Below are 17,624 nucleotides of genomic sequence, written 5' to 3'. Positions count from 1 at the left end.
TTCGCTCCATCCGGGCTACGACATCCGCCTATCCCTCTCCCTCGTCGCTCGCGAGCACGCCCTTCACCGCACGCGCCCAGCCGGCGAGCTTCCGCTCGCGCGTCGCCTGGCTCATGTTCGGCTTGAAGCGGTGCTCGAGGCGCCAATTGTCGGCGAACTTTGTCGGCTCGGGATAGACGCCCGCCTGGAGGCCGGCGAGATAGGCGGCGCCCAACGCGGTGGTCTCCTGGATCACGGGGCGATCGACCGGTGCGTCCAAGAGATCGGCGAGGCGCTGCATGGTCCAGTCGGACGCGGTCATGCCACCGTCGACGCGCAGCACGACGCTCGCGACTTCCGAGCTCGGCCAGTCCGCGCGCATCGCGGCCCAGAGGTCGAAAGTCTGGTAACACACGCTCTCCAGCGCGGCGTGGGCGAGCTCGGCCGGACCGGTGTTGCGGGTGAGGCCGAACAGCGCGCCGCGCACCCGTGGATTCCAGTAGGGCGCCCCCATGCCGACGAAGGCGGGGACCAGATAGACGCTCTGCATGGAATCGGACTGGTCGGCGAGCGGTCCGGTCTCGGCGGCGTGCTTGATGATGCCGAGGCCGTCGCGCAGCCACTGCACCGCAGAACCCGCGACGAAGATCGAGCCTTCGAGCGCGTAGGTGCGCTTGCCGTCGAGCTGATAGGCGACGGTGGTGAGCAGCTTGTTCTTGGAGACGACCGGCGTGGTCCCGGTGTTGAGCAGGGCAAAACAGCCGGTGCCGTAGGTCGACTTCATCATGCCCGGGCGGAAGCAGGCCTGGCCGATGGTCGCGGCCTGCTGGTCGCCCGCGATGCCTGAGATCGCGATCGCGCCGCCGAACAGGTCCGGCGTGCTCTCGCCGAAGCGGGCGGAGGAATCCTTCACCTCGGGCAGCATCGAGCGCGGCACGCCGATGATCTCCAAGAGCTCGTCGTCCCACTGGCCGGTGTGGATGTTGAACAGCAGCGTGCGCGAGGCGTTGGTGGCGTCGGTGGCGTGCACCTTGCCGCCGGTGAGGCGCCAGAGCAGATAGCAGTCGACGGTGCCGAACATCAATTCGCCGCGCGCGGCACGCGCCCGCGCGCCGGGGACGTGGTCGAGAATCCAGGCGACCTTGGTGCCGGAGAAATAGGGATCGATGATCAGGCCGGTCTTCTGCGAGATCACGGGCTCGCGGCCGCCGGCCTTGAGTTTCGCGCAGATGTCAGCGGTGCGGCGGTCCTGCCAGACGATGGCGCGGTGCACGGCCTGGCCGGTGGCGCGGTCCCACACCACGGTGGTCTCACGCTGGTTCGTGATGCCGATCGCGGCGATGTCCTTAGGCCCGATGCCGGCCTGCTCGATCGCGTCTCGGCAGACCATGACGGTCGAGGTCCAGATGTCCTCCGGCTCATGCTCGACCCAGCCCGAGGCCGGAAAATGCTGCGGAAACTCCTGCTGCGCGCGGGCGGCAATCGAGATGTCACTGCGAAAAACGATGGCGCGCGACGAGGTGGTGCCCTGGTCGATGGCGAGGACGAAAGACATGGAGCTTACCCTGGCGTTTCCCTGAGAGGGGGTCATTGTGTCGCGCCAAAGGGAGCGGATTAGGGCGGGAAGGTCAAGATTGGATGAGCGGACACGGCCGCCTCCCCTTCTCCCCTTGTGGGAGAAGGTGGCGCGCAAAGCGCGCCGGATGAGGGGTATGCTTCAGCGAATTCAGCGGTAAGAGGGTTGCACATGGAGAGAAACCCCTCACCCGTCTCGCCGCTATGCGGCGAGCCACCCTCTCCCACAAGGGGAGAGGGAAGAATCCCTACACCGCTGCCGTCGTCACGCCGCCGTCGATCACGATGGTCTGGCCGGTCATGAAGCTGGACGCGTCGGAGGCGAGATAGGCGACGGCGCCGGCGATTTCGTCGGGTTCGCCGATGCGGCGAAGGGGCGTGGTGGCGGTGCGGCGCTTGAGGTTGGCTTCGTCTTCCCACAGCGCGCGGGCGAAATCGGTCTTGACCAGGCCGGGCGCGATGCAGTTGACGCGGACGCCTTTCGGGCCCCATTCGCCGGCGAGCGAGCGGCACAGCGCGAAGTCGGCGGCCTTGGAGATGCCGTAGGCGCCGATCACGGTCGAGCCGCGCAGCCCCCCGATCGAGGAGATGATGACGACGGAGCCGTTGCCGCGCTCCGCCATTTGCGGGATCGCCAGCGCGGAGAGCCAGATGTTGCTCTTGACGTTGCTGCCCATGATCTTGTCGAAGGCCTCGTCGGTGATGTCGAGCAGCGGGCCGTAATACGGATTCACCGCGGCGTTGCAGACGAGGATGTCGATCTTGCCGTAGTGCTTGATCGTGCCCGAGATCAGCGCCTCGACCTCGGCCTTGCGCGCGATGTTGCAGGGAATGACGATGGCATCGCCGCCGGCTGCGATGATGCCGTCGGCGACTTCCTTGCAGGCGTCGGCTTTGCGCGAAGAGACCACGACCTTGGCGCCTAACTTGGCGAGCAACTCGGCGGAGGAGCGGCCGATGCCGCGGCTGGAGCCGGTGACGATTGCGACCTTGCCGGTGAGATCGAACGGGGTGTTTTTCATTGTTGTTGGGCTCCGCTGATTCCATTTACTCGATGTCATCGCCCGACTTGATCGGGCGATCCAGTACTCGGCGGCTGAGTTGCGTGAACGAACTGCCGCCGCGGAGTACTGGATGCCCCGGTCAAGCCGGGGCATGACAGTCTTCGCGTGGCCTAGATCAACTCAGATCAACCCGCTCCCATCCGCGACGCGGCGCTGGTGGTAGTCGGTGTCACCAAAGCTGTTCTCGATCATGGTGAGGCGCTTGAAGTAGTGGCCGATCTTCGCCTCCATGGTCATGCCGATGCCGCCGTGGAGCTGGATCGCCTGCTGTCCGACGAACTTCAGCGACTTGCCGATCTGCACCTTGGCCGCGGCGATCGCGTTGGAACGCTCCTTGGCGTCCTCGAAATCACCCGCCATGGTCGCGAACATCGACATTGATCGCGCCTGCTCGGCGGCGACGAACATGTCGGAAGCGCGGTGCTGCAACGACTGGAACGAGCCGATCGCGACGCCGAACTGCTTGCGCGTCTTGATATACTCGACGGTGGTCTTGAGCGACTCGTCCATCAGGCCGACCGCCTCGGCACAGAGCGCAATGCGGGCTTCGTCGACGACACGCTCGATCAGCGCGAGCGAGTCGTCGGGATTGCCGAGCACCGCATCCGCGCCGACCTCGACGCCGGTGAAGGTGATGTCGGCGGCGTGCAGGCCGTCCTGCGTCGGGTACGACTTCTTCGTCACGCCCTTGGCGCCCGCCGGCACCAGGAACACGCCGATGCCGGACTTGTCGCGGCGGTCGCCCTTGGTGCGGGCGGTGACAATGAGAGTTTCCGCGTTCTCGCCGTTGAGCACGACGAATTTCTCGCCGTCGATCACCCAGCCGTCACCCTTCTTCTTCGCCGTCGTGGCGACGTCGAACAGGTCGTAACGCGAGTTCTTCTCGAGCTGGGCGAACGCCAGCGTCTTGCTGCCGTCGATGATCCCGGACACGTGCGCGGCCTTCTGCGCATCGGAGCCGGCGTGGCGCAGGAAGCCGCCGCCGATCACAACCGTTGCCAGATACGGCTCAAGCACCAGCGCCTTGCCGAGCGCTTCCATCACGATCATGGTCTCGACACCGCCGCCGCCGAAGCCGCCATCGGCCTCCGCGAAGGGCAGGCCGAGCAGGCCCTGCTCGGCGAGCTTGCCCCAGACGGCCTGGCTCCAGCCGCCCTTCTCCTTCATGTACTTCTTGCGGCTCTCGAAATCATAGGAATCGGTCAGCAGGCCGTCGATGCTTTCCTTGAGAAGCCGTTGCTCCTCGTTCAGATCAAAATCCATTTCTTTGGTTCCTCGTACCCGGAATTTTTTGGTTTCGTCATCCCGGGGCGCGCGTAGCGCGAGCCCGGGATCCATACTCCCGATCGTGGTTATGGATTCCGGGCTCGCGCTGCGCGCGCCCCGGAATGACGCCTAGAGCCCCAGCACCGCCTTGGCGATGATGTTGCGCTGGATCTCGTTGGAGCCGCCGTAGATCGAGACCTTGCGGTTGTTGAAGTAGCTCGGTGCGATCTGGGCGGTCCACTCCATGGCTTCGTTCGAGCCGTCGTCGCCGTGCACGTCGTAGGGTGCTGCGAACGGGCCGATCACTTCCATCAAGAGCTCGGTGGTGGTCTGCTGGATCTCGGAGCCCTTGATCTTCAGCACCGAGGACGCCGGATTAGGCTTGCCCTTGCCGTGCTTGCCCTCGTCGGCGACGACGCGGAGCTGCGTCAGCTCGAGCGCCTTCAGCTCGATCTCGCAGGCCGCCAGCTTCTCGCGGAACGCGGCGTCCTGGATGATCGGCTTGCCGCCGGATTCGACCTTGCCGGCCAAGTCGCGGATGCGGCGCAGCCGCTCCTTGGAGACGCCGACCCGGGCAATGCCGGTGCGCTCATTGCCGAGCAGGAATTTGGCGTAGTCCCAGCCCTTGTTCTCCTCGCCGATCAGGTTCTCGTAGGGCACCTCGACGTCGTCGAAGAACACTTCGTTGACCTCGACGCCGCCGTCGATGGTCTGGATCGGACGCACGGTGACGCCCTTCGACTTCATCGATAACACGATGAAGGAGATGCCCATCTGCTTCTTGGCGGAGGGGTCGGTGCGGCAGAGGCAGAAGATCATGTCGGCGTGCTGGGCGAGCGTGGTCCAGGTCTTCTGGCCGTTGATGATCCACTTGTCACCCTTGCGCTCGGCCTTGGTCTTGAGCGAGGCGAGATCGGAGCCGGAGCCGGGCTCGGAGAAGCCCTGGCACCACCAGTCGTCGACATTGGCGATGCGCGGCAGATACTGCTTCTTCTGCTCTTCGTTGCCGAAGGTGTAGATCACGGGGCCGACCATGCTGACGCCGAAGGCGAGCGGCTGCGGCGCCGGATAGGACTGCAGCTCCTCGTTGAAGATGTAGTGCTGCACGGAGGTCCACCCCGTCCCGCCATACTGCTTCGGCCAGTGGCTGACGCCCCAGCCCTTCTTGTTGAGGATGCGCCACCACGTCACCATCTCGTCCTTCGAGAGGTGACGGCCCTCGACCAGCTTGCGCCGCGTATCCGGCGGCACGTTGTCGCGGAAGAATGAACGCACTTCCTCGCGAAACGCCTGCTCTTCCCTAGTGAATGCGAGATCCATCGGATCCTCCTGTGAGCTTCTTTGTTTCGTCGCCGTCAGGACGACGGTGAAATTACTGCAACACCTCGAACAGCCCGGCCGCGCCCATGCCGCCGCCGACGCACATGGTGACGACCGCATACTTGGCCTTGCGGCGGCGGCCTTCGATCAGGGCGTGACCGGTCAGGCGCGCGCCCGACATGCCGTAGGGATGGCCGACCGAGATCGCGCCGCCGTCGACGTTGATCTTCTCGGGGTCGATGCCGAGCTTGTCTCGGCAATAGAGCACCTGCACCGCGAAGGCTTCGTTCAGCTCCCAGAGGCCGATGTCGTCGACGGTGAGGCCGTGGCGCTTGAGCAGGCGCGGCACGGCGAAGACCGGGCCGATGCCCATCTCGTCCGGCTCGCAGCCGGCGGAGACGAAGCCGCGGAAGATGCCGAGTGGCTTGAGGCCGCGCTTGGAGGCTTCCTTGTCGCTCATGATGACGGAGGCGCTGGCGCCGTCGGAGAGCTGGCTGGCATTGCCCGCGGTGATCGAAAAGCCTTCGCCGCGCACGGGCTTGAGGCCGGCAAGGCCTTCAGCCGTGGTCTCGGGGCGCGGGCCTTCGTCCTGCGACAAGGTCACTTCCTTCATCGACACGGCGCCGGTCGCCTTGTCGGTGACCGCCATCTGCGTCGTGATCGGCGCCAGTTCGTCCTTGAACTTGCCGCCCTGCTGGGCCGCGGCGGTGCGGCGCTGGCTCTCCAGCGAATATTCGTCCTGCTTCTCGCGCGAGATGCCGTAGCGCTTGGCGACGACCTCGGCGGTGTCGATCATGGGCATGTAGACCTCGCCCTTGATCTTGAGCAGCGCCGGATCCTGGGCGTGGAAGCCGTTCATCTTGTCGTTCTGCACGAGGCTGATCGACTCGCCGCCGCCGCCGACCGCGATCTCGACGCCGTCGAAGATCACCGAGCGCGCGGCAAGCGCGATGGCCTGGAGGCCCGAGGCGCATTGCCGGTCGATGGTGGTGCCGGCGACGGTCACGGGGAGACCTGCGCGGAGCAGCGCCTTGCGCGCGATGTTGCCGCCGGTCGCGCCCTGCTGCAGCGCCGCGCCCATCACGACGTCCTCGACCTCCTTCGGATCGACCTTGGCGCGAGCGACTGCCTCGCCGATGGCGTGGCCGAGCAGCGTCGCACCCTCGGTGGCGTTGAGCATGCCGCGATAGGCCTTGCCGATCGGGGTGCGGGCGGTGGAAACGATGACGGCGTCGGTCAAGAGCGACCTCCTGATGGGTGTTGGGTGGATTGTGCTGGTTTCTGCTGCTGGCGCAATTCGTGGCGCGACAATTTTCCGACCGGCGTGCGCGGCAGATCGTCGACGAACTCGACTGCTGCCGGCAGCTCGTGCTTGCCGACCTTGCCGGCAAGCTGCGCGCGCAGCTCGTCGAGCGAGAACGGCTTGGCGTCCGGCTTGAGCTTGATGAAGGCCTTGGCGGCCTCGCCGCGATACTGGTCGGGAATGCCGAGCACGATCACCTCGTGCACGCCCGGAATGGTGTAGATCGCCTGCTCGATCATCTGCGGATAGACGTTGAAGCCGCCGGAGATGATCATGTCCTTCTTGCGGTCGACCAGGAAGAAATAACCGTCGGTGTCGACATAGCCGATGTCGCCGGTGAGGAAGCGGCCGTCCGAAAACGACTCCGCGGACTCCTTCGCCTTGTTCCAGTAGCCCTTGGTGACGTTCGGGCCCTTGATGCGGATTTCGCCGACTTCGCCCGGCGGCAGAACTTTTGTCGGATCATCCAGCGAGACCACGTCCATCTCGATGCCGGGCAGCATCAGGCCGATCGACCCCGGCTTGTCCGGTCCCGTCGGCGGGTGGCCGGTGCCGGGCGAGCAGGTCTCGGTCATGCCCCAGCCGCTGCGCAGCTTCTTGCCGACCTTGCGCTCGAAGAAGTTCGCGATCTCCACCGGCAGCGGCGCGCCGCCGGAGCCGATGACGGCGAGCGAGGAGAAGTCGCGCTTGTCGAGATCAGGCAGCGCCGCGATCGCGATCCACATCGTCGGGACGCCCGGGAAGTACGTCGCGCGCTTGATTTCGATGTCGCGCATCACCGCCTCGACATCAAAACGCTGGTGGAGCGAGATCAGATTGCCGCGGCTGAGCGACGACAGCAGCACGACGGTGAGCGCATAGATGTGGAACAGCGGCAGCACGCAGATCACGCGCTCGACGACGTCGCCGCGCGCCGCACGCGACGGCTTGCCCCAGACATCGTAGATCGACACTGCCGAGGTGAGATTGCCGTGGGTGAGCATCGCGCCCTTGGGCAGGCCGGTGGTGCCGCCGGTATATTGCAGCAGCGCGACGTCGTCCGCCGTCACGGACGGCCACTCAGCCGGCGCGGTGGCGCCCTCGACGAAGCTCTTGAAGGTGACGATGCGGGGATCGTCGGGGATCGGCGCCTGTGGCGTGCCGACCTTGCCCCAATCGTCGTCCTCGCAGACGACCAGGCGATCGATCAGGCCCTTCTCCAGGAACTTCAGCGCGTTCGGCAGCAGCGCCGCGAGGTTGGAGGTGACGAGCAGGCGCGAGCCGGAATCCGAGACCTTGTGCGTCAGCGCGATCTCGCCGTCGAGCGGGGAGAGATGCGCGACGCGGGCACCGGCCTTGAGCGCGCCGAAGAAATTGACCGGATGGTCCGGCGTGTTGCCGAGGAACAGCGCCACGGAACTGCTCTTGCCGCAGCCGGCGCGCAGGAAGGCAGCCGCGGCACGCTCGGCCATGGCGGCGAGCTCGGTATAGCTGATCGGACGATCGCGGAATTCCAGCGCGGTGCGCGGGCCGAAATCGGCGGCGGCTTTCGACAGCAGGTCAGGCAGCGAGCCCTGGACGATGGTGTCGTCCCAACGCACGCCCTCGGGATAAAACTGTTCGCCGGGATGGGGCATTATTCTTGATTGGTTGAGCGAGCAACTAACAGAGACCGTCATTCCGGGGCGCGACAAAGTCGCGAGCCCGAAATCCACAACCACCAGCTGGGGTTATGGATTCCGGGCCTGCGCCTTGCGGCGCATCCCGGAATGACGAGGGTTGAGATGAAGCGGCCATCACGCCGCTTTCGACGCCGCGGCCAGCGACGCGAACGTCTTGCCTTCGGCCGCGAGCTTCTTCAGCAGCGGCGCGGGCTCGAGGCTCGGATCGTTGGTCTCCTTGGCGTAGAAGGAGAGACGATCGGCGATGTGCTTGAGGCCGACGGTGTCGGCCCAGAACATCGGGCCGCCGCGGTAGATCGGCCAGCCGTAGCCGTAGAGCCAGACCACGTCGATGTCGGAAGGACGCGCCGCGATGCCCTCTTCGAGGATCTTCGCGCCCTCGTTGATCATCGGGTACATCATGCGCTCGAGGATCTCCTCGTCGCTGACGACACGCTTCTTGCGGCCGAGACGGAGCAGCGTCTCGTCGATCAGCTTTTCGACCTCCGGATCGGGCAGCGCCGAGCGACTGCCTGCTTCATACTTGTAGTAGCCCTTGCCGGTCTTCTGGCCGAAGCGGCCGGCTTCGCAGAGCGCATCCGCGATCTCCGACTTGATGCCGCGGTCCTTGCGCGAGCGCCAGCCGATGTCGAGGCCGGCGAGATCGCCCATCGCGAACGGTCCCATCGGCATGCCGAATTTGGTGACCACGGCGTCGACCTGCTGCGGCAGGGCACCTTCGAACAGCAGCTTCTCGGACTGCTTGCCACGCTGCGCCAGCATGCGGTTGCCGACGAAGCCGTCGCAGACGCCGACCACGGCCGGCACCTTCGCGATCTTTCGCGCGATGGTCACGGCGGTGACCAGCGCATCCGGCGCGGTCTTGTCGGCGCGCACGATCTCGCACAGCTTCATGACGTTGGCGGGCGAGAAGAAGTGCATGCCGAGCACGTCCTGCGGCCGCTTGGTCGACTTCGCGATCTCGTCGATGTTGAGGTAGGAGGTGTTGGAGGCGAGCACGGCGCCGGGCTTGACGTATTGGTCGAGCTTGCCGAACACTTCCTTCTTCACCGCCATGGTCTCGAACACGGCCTCGATCACCAGGTCAGCATCACCGACGTTCTCGATGCCGACGACGCCGTTGATCAGCGCCATGCGCTTGGCGGGCGCGTCGGCCGGGATGCCGCCGCGCGCGGCGGTCGCTTCCCAGTTCTTCTGCATGATGCCCATGCCGCGCTTGAGCTGCTCCTCGCCGGTCTCGATCAGGGTGACGGGCACGCCGGCATTGGCAAAGGACATCGCAATGCCGCCGCCCATGGTGCCGGCACCGAGGATGGCGACGCGGTTCACGGGCCGCGACTTGGTGCCTTCAGGGACGCCGGCGATCTTGCTGGCCTCGCGCTCGGCGAAGAAAGCATAACGCTGCGCCTTGGACTGGTCGCTGGAGACGAGCTTGAGGAAGCCCTCGCGCTCCTTCTTCAGCCCCTCGTCGAACGGCAGGTCGATGGCGTAGCCGACGGCGTCGGCGGCGGCGAACGGCGCCTCCAGGCCGCGCGACTTCTTGGTCATGGCGGCGACCGCATTGGTGAAGATCGAGCGGTCGGCCTTGGCCGCCGCGAGCTTGGAATCGTCGTCGCGCAAGCGCCGCAGAGGGCGCTTCTCGGCGAGCAGCTTGCGCACGAAGGCCTCGCCGCCGGAGGCCGGACCTTCGACGATCTCCTCGATCAGGCCGTTCTTGAGCGCTTCGGCGGCACCGATCGGATCGCCGCCGACGATCATCTTGACCGCGAGTTCCGGCCCGACCGCGCGCGGCAGGCGCTGGGTGCCGCCGGCGCCCGGCAGCAGGCCGAGCTTCACCTCGGGCAGCCCGAGCTTGGCTTCCTTCACGGCCACGCGGAAATGACAGGCCAGCGCGACCTCGAGGCCACCGCCGAGCGCGGTGCCATGGATCGCGGCGACGACCGGCTTGGGCGAGTTCTCGATCTCGGCGAGGACGTCGTTGAGGGCGGGCGGCTTCGGCGGCTTGCCGAACTCGGTGATGTCGGCACCGGCGATAAAGGTGCGGCCGGCGCAGGTCAGGACGATGCCCTTGATCGCGGGATCGGCGATCGCGGCCTTGATGCATTCGAGAATACCGCCACGCACTGCGGCACTCAGCGCATTGACCGGAGGACTGTTGACCGTGACGATCCCGACTTCGTCATGACGCTCAAGCTTGACCACTTCGCTCACGGCTTCCCTCCTTGGTGGGGATTTACTTTTGTTCGATTTCGCGGTGCGGAATTTAATTCCGCATCTTGACGGCAGGGTTATTTTGAAGCACGGACGTTGTCAACGACTCCGCGCAAGAAGCAGATCAGGGATGAAGCGTACAGGCAAGAAGACTGCGACCGATCGGAATTTCGTCGTCGCGCTTTCCCGCGGACTAGATGTTTTGCGCGCATTCCAACCCAGCGACGGACTTCTCGGCAACCAGGAGATCGCCGCGCGGACGAACCTGCCCAAGCCGACCGTTTCGCGCCTGACCTACACGTTGACGAAGCTCGGTTATCTGACACCGGTTCCCCGTTTCGAGAAGTATCAGCTCGCGCCCGCCGCGATGGCGCTCGGCTATGCGGCGTTATCCAATCTCGGCGTTCGGCATTTGTCCGAGCCATTTCGCGAGGAATTGATGCGCGCGACCGGCGGCGCCGTCGCGATCGGCGGCCGCGACCGTCACAGCATGATCTATTTCGGGCAAAGTCGCGGCAGCGAGACGGTCGGCGTTCAACTTGACGTCGGCTCCCGCGTGCCGATTGCAACCAGCGCGATGGGCCGTGCCTATTTCTGGGCGCTCGATGACGAGGGGCGCGCCGAGGTGTCCCGCATCCTGCGCGAACATTACGGCAGCCGGTGGCCGAAGATGCGCGACGGATTGGAACGTTCCGGCGAGACCGTTGCGAAATACGGTTTCGCGATGTCCGTCGGCGACTGGCACGACGACATCGGTGCCGCCGGCGTCGCGCTCAAGCTCAACGACGGAACCGGACCTTACGCATTCAATTGCGGCGCGCCCGCATTCCGCTTCACGGAAGAGCGTTTGATCAACGACATTGGACCGCGTCTGCTGGCGATGGTAAGGAACATTGAAGCGGCACTCGGGGGACTGATGCCGCAATCCAAAAAAGAAGTCAGCAAAAAGCTGAAATCAGGAGGAAAAGTTGCGCGTGTGGCCGAGGGGTTCAGATAGCCTTTGTCATCACCGGGAGCGGTTCGCATCGCCCCTTCGCCCACTGACGTGTGTGGGCGAGACGAGATGACGCAGGCACAGCTCGCGCAGGGGACATCGCCCCTGCTCGCGGTTCGCGACGTCAGCGTCGTGTTCGGCGGCATCATCGCGCTCAACGGCGTGTCCTTTGACATGCACAAGGGTCAGATCCTCGGATTGATCGGCCCCAACGGCGCCGGCAAGACCACGCTCTTCAACTGCCTCTCGCGGCTCTATCAGCCGTCGTCGGGCGACATCCTGATGGAAGGCGTGAGCATCCTGTCGCGGCCTCCGCACCGGATCGCCGAGATCGGCATCGGCCGCACCTTCCAGAACGTGGCGCTGTTTCCGAACCTCTCGGTGATGGACAACGTCCGCGTCGGCGCCCATTCGAAGACCTCCAGCGACATCATCAGCGACTCGCTTCGGCTCGCCTGGGTCCGGCGCAGCGAGACCGAGGTCAACAAGAAGGTGCAGGAGATCCTCGCCTATCTCAAGCTCGAGGACGTCGCCCACACCATCGTGTCCGGCCTGCCCTTCGGCACGCAGAAACGCGTCGAGCTGGCGCGCGCGCTCGCGGCCGACCCGAAGATCCTGCTGCTCGACGAGCCGGCCGGCGGCCTCAACCACGAGGAAGTCTATCTGCTCGGCGACCTCATCCGCCGCATCCGCGACGACCGCCACATGACCGTGCTGCTGGTCGAGCACCACATGGGCCTCGTGATGTCGATCGCCGACCACGTCGTCGCGCTGAATTTCGGCAAGAAGCTCGCGGAAGGCACGCCGGCCCAGGTGCAGGCGGACCCCGACGTCATCAAGGCCTATCTCGGGAGCAAGGACCAATGACGACGCTGCTCAACGTCAAGGACCTGCGCGCCTATTACGGCCAGGTCCAGGCGCTCCATGGCCTGTCCTTCTCGCTCAACGAAGGATCGTTGACGACGCTGCTCGGCGCCAATGGCGCCGGCAAGACCACCACCCTGCGCGCGATCTGCAACATGGTGCGTTCCACCGGCGCGATCGAGTTCGAAGGCAAGCCGCTCAGCAACCGCTCCACCGAGAGCATCGTGCGGTTCGGCATCGCCCACGTGCCGCAGGGCCGCGGCACCTTCACGACCATGACGGTCGAGGAGAACCTCCAGCTCGGGGCCATCACCCGCAAGGACAGCGCCGGCATCGTTTCCGACATCGAGCGCATGTACGCGCATTTCCCGGTGCTGAAGCAGCGCCACACCCAGCAGGCCGGCACGCTCTCGGGCGGCGAGCAGCAGATGCTCGCGGTCGCCCGTGCGCTGATGCTGCGGCCGCGCCTGATGCTGCTCGACGAGCCGTCCTTCGGACTGGCGCCGCTGGTCGTGCGCGACCTGTTCGGCATCCTCGGCAAGATCAACCGCGAGGACAAGGTGTCGATCCTGGTGGTCGAGCAGAACGCCCAGCTCGCGCTCGAGCTCGCCGACCAGGCCTATGTGATCGAGACCGGACGCATCGTGATGTCGGGCAATGCCAAGGACATCGCGAACAACGAAGAAATCCGCAAATCCTATCTGGGTTACTGAGGAGCCGGCACGATGGAGCTGTTCACCAACCAAGTGCTGGCCGGCATCGCCACGGGCGCGATCTACGCCTGCATGGCGCTCGCCGTGGTCATGATCTACCAGGCGATCGACCATCTCAACTTCGCGCAGGGCGAGATGGCGATGTTCTCGACCTTCATCTCCTGGCAGCTGATGCAATGGGGCGTGCCTTACTGGGCCGCCTTCATCCTCACGCTGGCGCTCTCCTTCGTCGCCGGCATCGCGATCGAGCGCATCCTGTTCAAGCCGCTGGCGAAAGCGCCGGTGCTGACCAACGTCGCCGGCTTCATCGCCCTGTTCGCAATCATCAACTCCTCGGCCGGCCTGATCTGGGACTTCACCATCAAGCAGTACCCGACCCCGTTCGGCTCCGCGCCGTTCCTGGGCAGCCAGCTGATCTCGACCCACCAGGCCGGCATGATCGGCGTCACGGTGCTGCTGCTGCTCGGCCTCTACTTCTTCTTCCAGTACACGCGCATCGGCCTGGCCATGCGCGCGGCCGCCTCGGTGCCTGAATCGGCCCGCCTCGTCGGCATCAACACGAGCTGGATGATCGCGCTCGGCTGGGGCATGGCGACCGCGATCGGCGCGATCGCCGGCATGCTGATCGCCCCCGTCGTGTTCCTCGAGCCCAACATGATGGGCGGCGTGCTGATCTACGGCTTTGCCGCCGCGGTGCTCGGCGGTCTCACCAGCCCGTTCGGCGCCGTGGTCGGCGGCTTCCTGGTCGGGATCTTCGAGAACCTCGCCGGCACCTACATCCCCGGCGTCGGCAATGAGCTGAAGCTCCCGATCGCGCTCGCGCTGATCATCTCCGTCCTGGTCGTCAAACCCGCTGGCCTGTTCGGCCGGCACATCGTCAAGCGAGTTTGATCATGAGCGCTGCAGAAGAAGTCGTTGCAGAAGGCCACGAGGCGGTCGAGGCTGTTCCGAAGCGGGCCATGACGCTGGGCACCGGCACCTCGCTGGTGGTGCTCGCGGCACTGCTGATCGCACCCGTTTTCGTCAAGAACTTCATCATCTTCCAGATGACGATGCTCCTGATCTACGGGCTCGCGGTGCTGGCGCTGAACATCCTGACCGGCGGAAGCGGCCAGTTCTCGCTCGGCCAGAGCGCGTTCTACGCGGTCGGTGCCTATACGACAGCGGTGCTGATGGAGCACTTCAACGTCAATTACGCGCTGACGCTGCCGATCGCCGGCGTCGTCTGTTTCGGCTTCGGCTTCCTGTTCGGGCAGCCGGCGCTGCGGCTCTCCGGCGTCTACCTCGCGCTTGCGACCTTCGCGCTCGCCACCGCCATGCCGCAGCTCCTCAAGCTGAACTTCCTCGAGCACTGGACCGGCGGCGTGCAGGGCCTCGTCGTCACCAAGCCGGATGCGCCGTTCGGGCTGCCGATGTCGCAGGACATGTGGCTGTACTACTTCACGCTCGTGGTCGTGATTGCGATCTACATCTTCTCGGTGAACCTGCTGCGCTCCCGCTCGGGCCGCGCCTTCATGGCGATCCGCGACAACGAGATCGCGGCCTCCGCGATGGGCGTCGACGTCGCGCTGTACAAGACGCTGGCCTTCGGCGTCTCCGCCGCCATCACCGGCATCGCCGGCTCGCTTGGCGCCATTGCGGTGCAGTTCGTCGCGCCCGACAGCTACACCATCACGCTCGCAATCTCGCTGTTCCTCGGCATGGTCGTCGGCGGCGTCGGCTGGCTGCCCGGCTCGATCGTCGGCGCTGCCTTCATCATTTTCGTACCGAACATCGCGGAGGGCATCTCCAAGGGCCTCTCCGGCGCGGTGTTCGGCGTGCTCCTGTTCCTCGTCATCTACCTCGTGCCGCATGGCGCAAGGCAAGTCGCGATCCTGGGCCAGCAACTCGCCGGTCGGCTCAGGAAGAACTGAAACGTCCATCCAGACTGTTGTTTTAACCAAGGAGACCCAATTGCTTTTCGGAAGAATACTGCGAACCACCGCACTCGTAACGGCGGTCGCGACCCTCACCTCCGGCGCAGCACTTGCCCAGAAGAAATACGACACCGGCGCGTCCGATACCGAGATCAAGATCGGCAACATCATGCCGTACAGCGGTCCGGCGTCTGCCTATGGCATCATCGGCAAGACCGAAGAAGCCTATTTCAAGATGATCAACGACAAGGGCGGCATCAACGGCCGCAAGATCAACTTCGTCACCTATGACGACGCCTATTCGCCGCCGAAGGCCGTCGAGCAGGTCCGCAAGCTGGTCGAGAGCGACGAAGTGCTGGCCGTGTACAATCCGCTCGGCACGCCCTCGAACACCGCGATCCAGAAGTACCTGAACGCCAAGAAGATCCCGCAGCTGTTCGTCGCCACCGGCGCCACCAAGTGGAACGACGCGAAGAACTTCCCCTGGACCATCGGCTGGCAGCCCTCCTACCAGAGCGAAGCGCAGATCTACGCGAAATGGCTGATGAAGGAAAAGCCGAACGCCAAGGTCGCGATCCTCTACCAGAACGACGATTTCGGCAAAGACTACCTCAAGGGCACCAAGGACGGTCTCGGCGCCAAGGGCGCGTCCATGATCATCATGGAAGAGAGCTACGAGGTCTCCGAGCCGTCGATCGACGGCCACATCGTCAAGATCAAGGCCGCCAATCCCGACGTGCTGCTGATCTACGCGACGCCGAAGTTCGCGGCCCAGACCATCAAGAAGACCGCCGAGCTCAGCTGGAAGCCGCTCCAGATCCTCACCAACGTGTCGATCTCGGTCGGCAGCGTGATGAAGCCGGCCGGCTTCGAGGCCTCGCAGGACGTGCTGTCGGCGGCCTATGCCAAGGATTCCACCGACCCGCAGTGGAACAACGATCCCGGCATGAAGAAGTGGAACGAGTTCGTCGACAAGTACATGCCCGGCGCCGACAAGACCGACACCGGCATGGTCTACGGCTATGGCGCGGCGTCGACCCTGGTCAAGACGCTGGAGATGTGCGGTGACGACCTCACCCGCGCCAACCTGATGAAGCAGGCCGCTTCCTTGAAGGATTTTGCACCGGACACGCTGCTGCCCGGCGTCAAGATCAACACCAGCGCCACCGACTTCGCCCCGATATCGCAGCTCCAGATGCAGCGCTTCAAGGGCGAGAAGTGGGAACTGTTCGGCGAGATCATCAGCGGCGACGTCGCTTCCGAGTGACGCTGACGCAATAGTCCAAGTCTGGTCAGTTCAAGTCTAGTCAAATCTGACAAAGCCCCCGCGGGCGACCGCGGGGGCTTTTTGTTGACGTCAGGCGTCAATCTTGTTCAATGCGGCGCCGATCCATTCCGGGTGGAGAAAGATGACTGTCGTTCGATTTCAGGTTGCGGCCGTTTCGGCCGCGCTCGCGTTGTGCACTGCGATGAGCAGCCCGGCACTGGCGCAAAAGAAATACGACAGCGGCGCTTCCGATACCGAGATCAAGATCGGCAACATCATGCCCTATAGCGGGCCGGCGTCCGCCTACGCCGCGATCGGCAAGGCCGAGGAAGCCTATTTCAACAAGATCAATGCCGAGGGCGGCATCAACGGCCGCAAGATCAAGTTCATCTCCTACGACGACGGCTATTCGCCGCCGAAGACGGTGGAGCAGGCGCGCAAGCTGGTCGAGAGCGACGGCGTGCTGCTGATCTTCGGCTCGCTCGGCACCTCCACCAACGGCGCCATCCGCAAATACATGAACGAGAAGAAGGTGCCGCAGCTGTTCGTGGCGAGCGGCGCCTCCAAGTGGAACGATCCGAAGCAATATCCGTGGACCATGGGCTGGCAGCCGAGCTACGCCAGCGAGGCGCGCATCTACGCCAAATACATCATGAAGGAGAAGCCGGACGCGAAGATCGGCGTGCTCTACCAGAACGACGATTTCGGCAAGGACTATCTGAGAGGGCTGAAGGACGGCTTAGGGGCCAAGGCGTCGATGATCGTGCTCGAAGACGGCTACGACACGTCGGAGCCCGCGATCGACGAGCACGTCGTGAAGCTGAAGGCCTCGGGCGCCGACGTCTTCCTCAGCATCACCACGCCGAAATTCGCGGCGCAGGCGATCAAGAAGGCGGCCGAGATCAACTGGCATCCGGTCCACATCATCTCCAACGTCTCGGCGTCGGTCGGCGGCGTGCTCGAGCCCGCGGGCCTGGAGATCTCGCAAGGCATCCTGTCGGCGAGCTACACCAAGGACGGCTCCGACCCGCAATGGAATGCCGATGACGGCATGAAGAAGTTCTATAATTTCCTCGCGCAGTACGACCCCAAGGCCAACAAGCTCGATGCCGGCGTGGTGTTCGGCTATGCCGCGGCCCAGACCATGGTGAAGGTGCTGCAGATGTGCGGCGACGAGCTCACCCATGAGAACGTCATGAAGCAGGCCGCTTCCTTGAAGGATTTCGAGCCCGACACGCTGCTGCCCGGCATCAAGATCAACACCTCGGCCGATAATTTCGCCCCGATCGAGCAGCTCCAGATGATGCGGTTCAAGGGCAGGAAATGGGAGCTGTTCGGCGACATCATCTCGAGTGAGCTCGGCCACTGAAGTCGCGCAACTCAAAATCGCCACCGGCTGTTTAATCAACTCAAGACAGCGGCGCCGTCTCGCAGTCGCACACCAGCGCGCGCCGGTCCTTGACTACTAAAGGAGCAGCCCCTGCGACACAG

Annotated in this window: 14 protein-coding genes; 7 read left to right on the top strand and 7 right to left on the bottom strand. The window is 64.7% G+C overall.

Going from position 1 to position 17,624, the window contains the following annotated elements; translation table 11 throughout:
* Positions 1-28 precede the first annotated feature (28 nt).
* From glpK to AB7531_RS05745, 7 genes are all read right to left on the bottom strand, one after another.
* A complete protein-coding gene (gene glpK, locus AB7531_RS05775) occupies positions 29-1,534 on the bottom strand; it encodes a glycerol kinase GlpK (RefSeq protein ID WP_063980948.1) in 1,506 nt (501 codons plus the stop codon).
* A 268-nt stretch (positions 1,535-1,802) separates the two neighbouring features.
* Entirely contained in the window at positions 1,803-2,576 is a 774-nt protein-coding gene (locus AB7531_RS05770; RefSeq protein WP_039156171.1) for an SDR family NAD(P)-dependent oxidoreductase, read from the bottom strand.
* A 162-nt stretch (positions 2,577-2,738) separates the two neighbouring features.
* Positions 2,739-3,881 (bottom strand): pimeloyl-CoA dehydrogenase small subunit, encoded by a 1,143-nt coding sequence (gene pimD / locus AB7531_RS05765; protein WP_063980947.1) that lies wholly within the window; start codon positions 3,879-3,881, stop codon positions 2,739-2,741.
* A 132-nt stretch (positions 3,882-4,013) separates the two neighbouring features.
* Positions 4,014-5,204: a pimeloyl-CoA dehydrogenase large subunit gene (pimC, locus tag AB7531_RS05760; RefSeq protein ID WP_441279912.1), complete on the bottom strand. Its 1,191-nt coding sequence runs from the start codon at positions 5,202-5,204 to the stop codon at positions 4,014-4,016.
* Between the two features lie 52 nt (positions 5,205-5,256).
* Positions 5,257-6,444, bottom strand: coding sequence for an acetyl-CoA C-acyltransferase (locus AB7531_RS05755; RefSeq protein ID WP_063980945.1), 1,188 nt, complete (start codon positions 6,442-6,444; stop codon positions 5,257-5,259).
* Positions 6,441-8,123, bottom strand: coding sequence for a dicarboxylate--CoA ligase PimA (pimA, locus tag AB7531_RS05750; protein ID WP_063980944.1), 1,683 nt, complete (start codon positions 8,121-8,123; stop codon positions 6,441-6,443). The genes AB7531_RS05755 and pimA overlap by 4 nt, the downstream gene beginning before the upstream one ends.
* A gap of 159 nt (positions 8,124-8,282) precedes the next feature.
* The gene (locus tag AB7531_RS05745; RefSeq protein WP_063980943.1) at positions 8,283-10,379 is read right to left on the bottom strand and encodes a 3-hydroxyacyl-CoA dehydrogenase NAD-binding domain-containing protein; all 2,097 of its coding nucleotides are present in this window, start codon (positions 10,377-10,379) and stop codon (positions 8,283-8,285) included.
* A gap of 130 nt (positions 10,380-10,509) precedes the next feature.
* Between AB7531_RS05745 and AB7531_RS05740 the strand changes: the two genes are divergently transcribed.
* From AB7531_RS05740 to AB7531_RS05710, 7 genes are all read left to right on the top strand, one after another.
* Positions 10,510-11,376: an IclR family transcriptional regulator gene (locus AB7531_RS05740; RefSeq protein WP_063980942.1), complete on the top strand. Its 867-nt coding sequence runs from the start codon at positions 10,510-10,512 to the stop codon at positions 11,374-11,376.
* 66 nt (positions 11,377-11,442) lie between these two features.
* A complete protein-coding gene (locus AB7531_RS05735) occupies positions 11,443-12,240 on the top strand; it encodes an ABC transporter ATP-binding protein (protein ID WP_063980941.1) in 798 nt (265 codons plus the stop codon).
* The gene (locus AB7531_RS05730) at positions 12,237-12,950 is read left to right on the top strand and encodes an ABC transporter ATP-binding protein (RefSeq protein ID WP_014498266.1); all 714 of its coding nucleotides are present in this window, start codon (positions 12,237-12,239) and stop codon (positions 12,948-12,950) included. Before AB7531_RS05735 ends, AB7531_RS05730 begins: the two co-directional genes overlap by 4 nt.
* 12 nt (positions 12,951-12,962) lie before the next feature.
* Complete coding sequence (locus AB7531_RS05725; RefSeq protein WP_063980940.1) at positions 12,963-13,841, top strand: branched-chain amino acid ABC transporter permease; 879 nt, start codon at positions 12,963-12,965, stop codon at positions 13,839-13,841.
* Between the two features lie 2 nt (positions 13,842-13,843).
* Positions 13,844-14,863, top strand: a complete 1,020-nt coding sequence (locus tag AB7531_RS05720; RefSeq protein ID WP_028151939.1) for a branched-chain amino acid ABC transporter permease — start codon at positions 13,844-13,846, stop codon at positions 14,861-14,863.
* Positions 14,864-14,903: 40 nt separating this feature from the next.
* A complete protein-coding gene (locus AB7531_RS05715; protein WP_063980939.1) occupies positions 14,904-16,133 on the top strand; it encodes an ABC transporter substrate-binding protein in 1,230 nt (409 codons plus the stop codon).
* Positions 16,134-16,275: 142 nt separating this feature from the next.
* Positions 16,276-17,502, top strand: a complete 1,227-nt coding sequence (locus tag AB7531_RS05710; RefSeq protein WP_063980938.1) for an ABC transporter substrate-binding protein — start codon at positions 16,276-16,278, stop codon at positions 17,500-17,502.
* Positions 17,503-17,624: the final 122 nt, after the last annotated feature.

It is taken from the genome of Bradyrhizobium sp. 63_E2_N1_3 (assembly GCF_052076005.1).
Taxonomy (GTDB): Bacteria; Pseudomonadota; Alphaproteobacteria; order Rhizobiales; family Xanthobacteraceae; genus Bradyrhizobium; species Bradyrhizobium barranii.
Note: the sequence above shows the minus strand (reverse complement) of the source record. Positions and strands in the feature narration are given on the sequence as shown.

Coding starts and splice junctions, on each gene's coding strand:
- glpK (WP_063980948.1), bottom strand. CDS start 1,534: ATGTCTTTCGTCCTCGCCATCGACCAGGGCACCACCTCGTCGCGCGCC.
- AB7531_RS05770 (WP_039156171.1), bottom strand. CDS start 2,576: ATGAAAAACACCCCGTTCGATCTCACCGGCAAGGTCGCAATCGTCACC.
- pimD (WP_063980947.1), bottom strand. CDS start 3,881: ATGGATTTTGATCTGAACGAGGAGCAACGGCTTCTCAAGGAAAGCATC.
- pimC (WP_441279912.1), bottom strand. CDS start 5,204: ATGGATCTCGCATTCACTAGGGAAGAGCAGGCGTTTCGCGAGGAAGTG.
- pimA (WP_063980944.1), bottom strand. CDS start 8,123: ATGCCCCATCCCGGCGAACAGTTTTATCCCGAGGGCGTGCGTTGGGAC.
- AB7531_RS05740 (WP_063980942.1), top strand. CDS start 10,510: ATGAAGCGTACAGGCAAGAAGACTGCGACCGATCGGAATTTCGTCGTC.
- AB7531_RS05735 (WP_063980941.1), top strand. CDS start 11,443: ATGACGCAGGCACAGCTCGCGCAGGGGACATCGCCCCTGCTCGCGGTT.
- AB7531_RS05730 (WP_014498266.1), top strand. CDS start 12,237: ATGACGACGCTGCTCAACGTCAAGGACCTGCGCGCCTATTACGGCCAG.
- AB7531_RS05725 (WP_063980940.1), top strand. CDS start 12,963: ATGGAGCTGTTCACCAACCAAGTGCTGGCCGGCATCGCCACGGGCGCG.
- AB7531_RS05720 (WP_028151939.1), top strand. CDS start 13,844: ATGAGCGCTGCAGAAGAAGTCGTTGCAGAAGGCCACGAGGCGGTCGAG.
- AB7531_RS05710 (WP_063980938.1), top strand. CDS start 16,276: ATGACTGTCGTTCGATTTCAGGTTGCGGCCGTTTCGGCCGCGCTCGCG.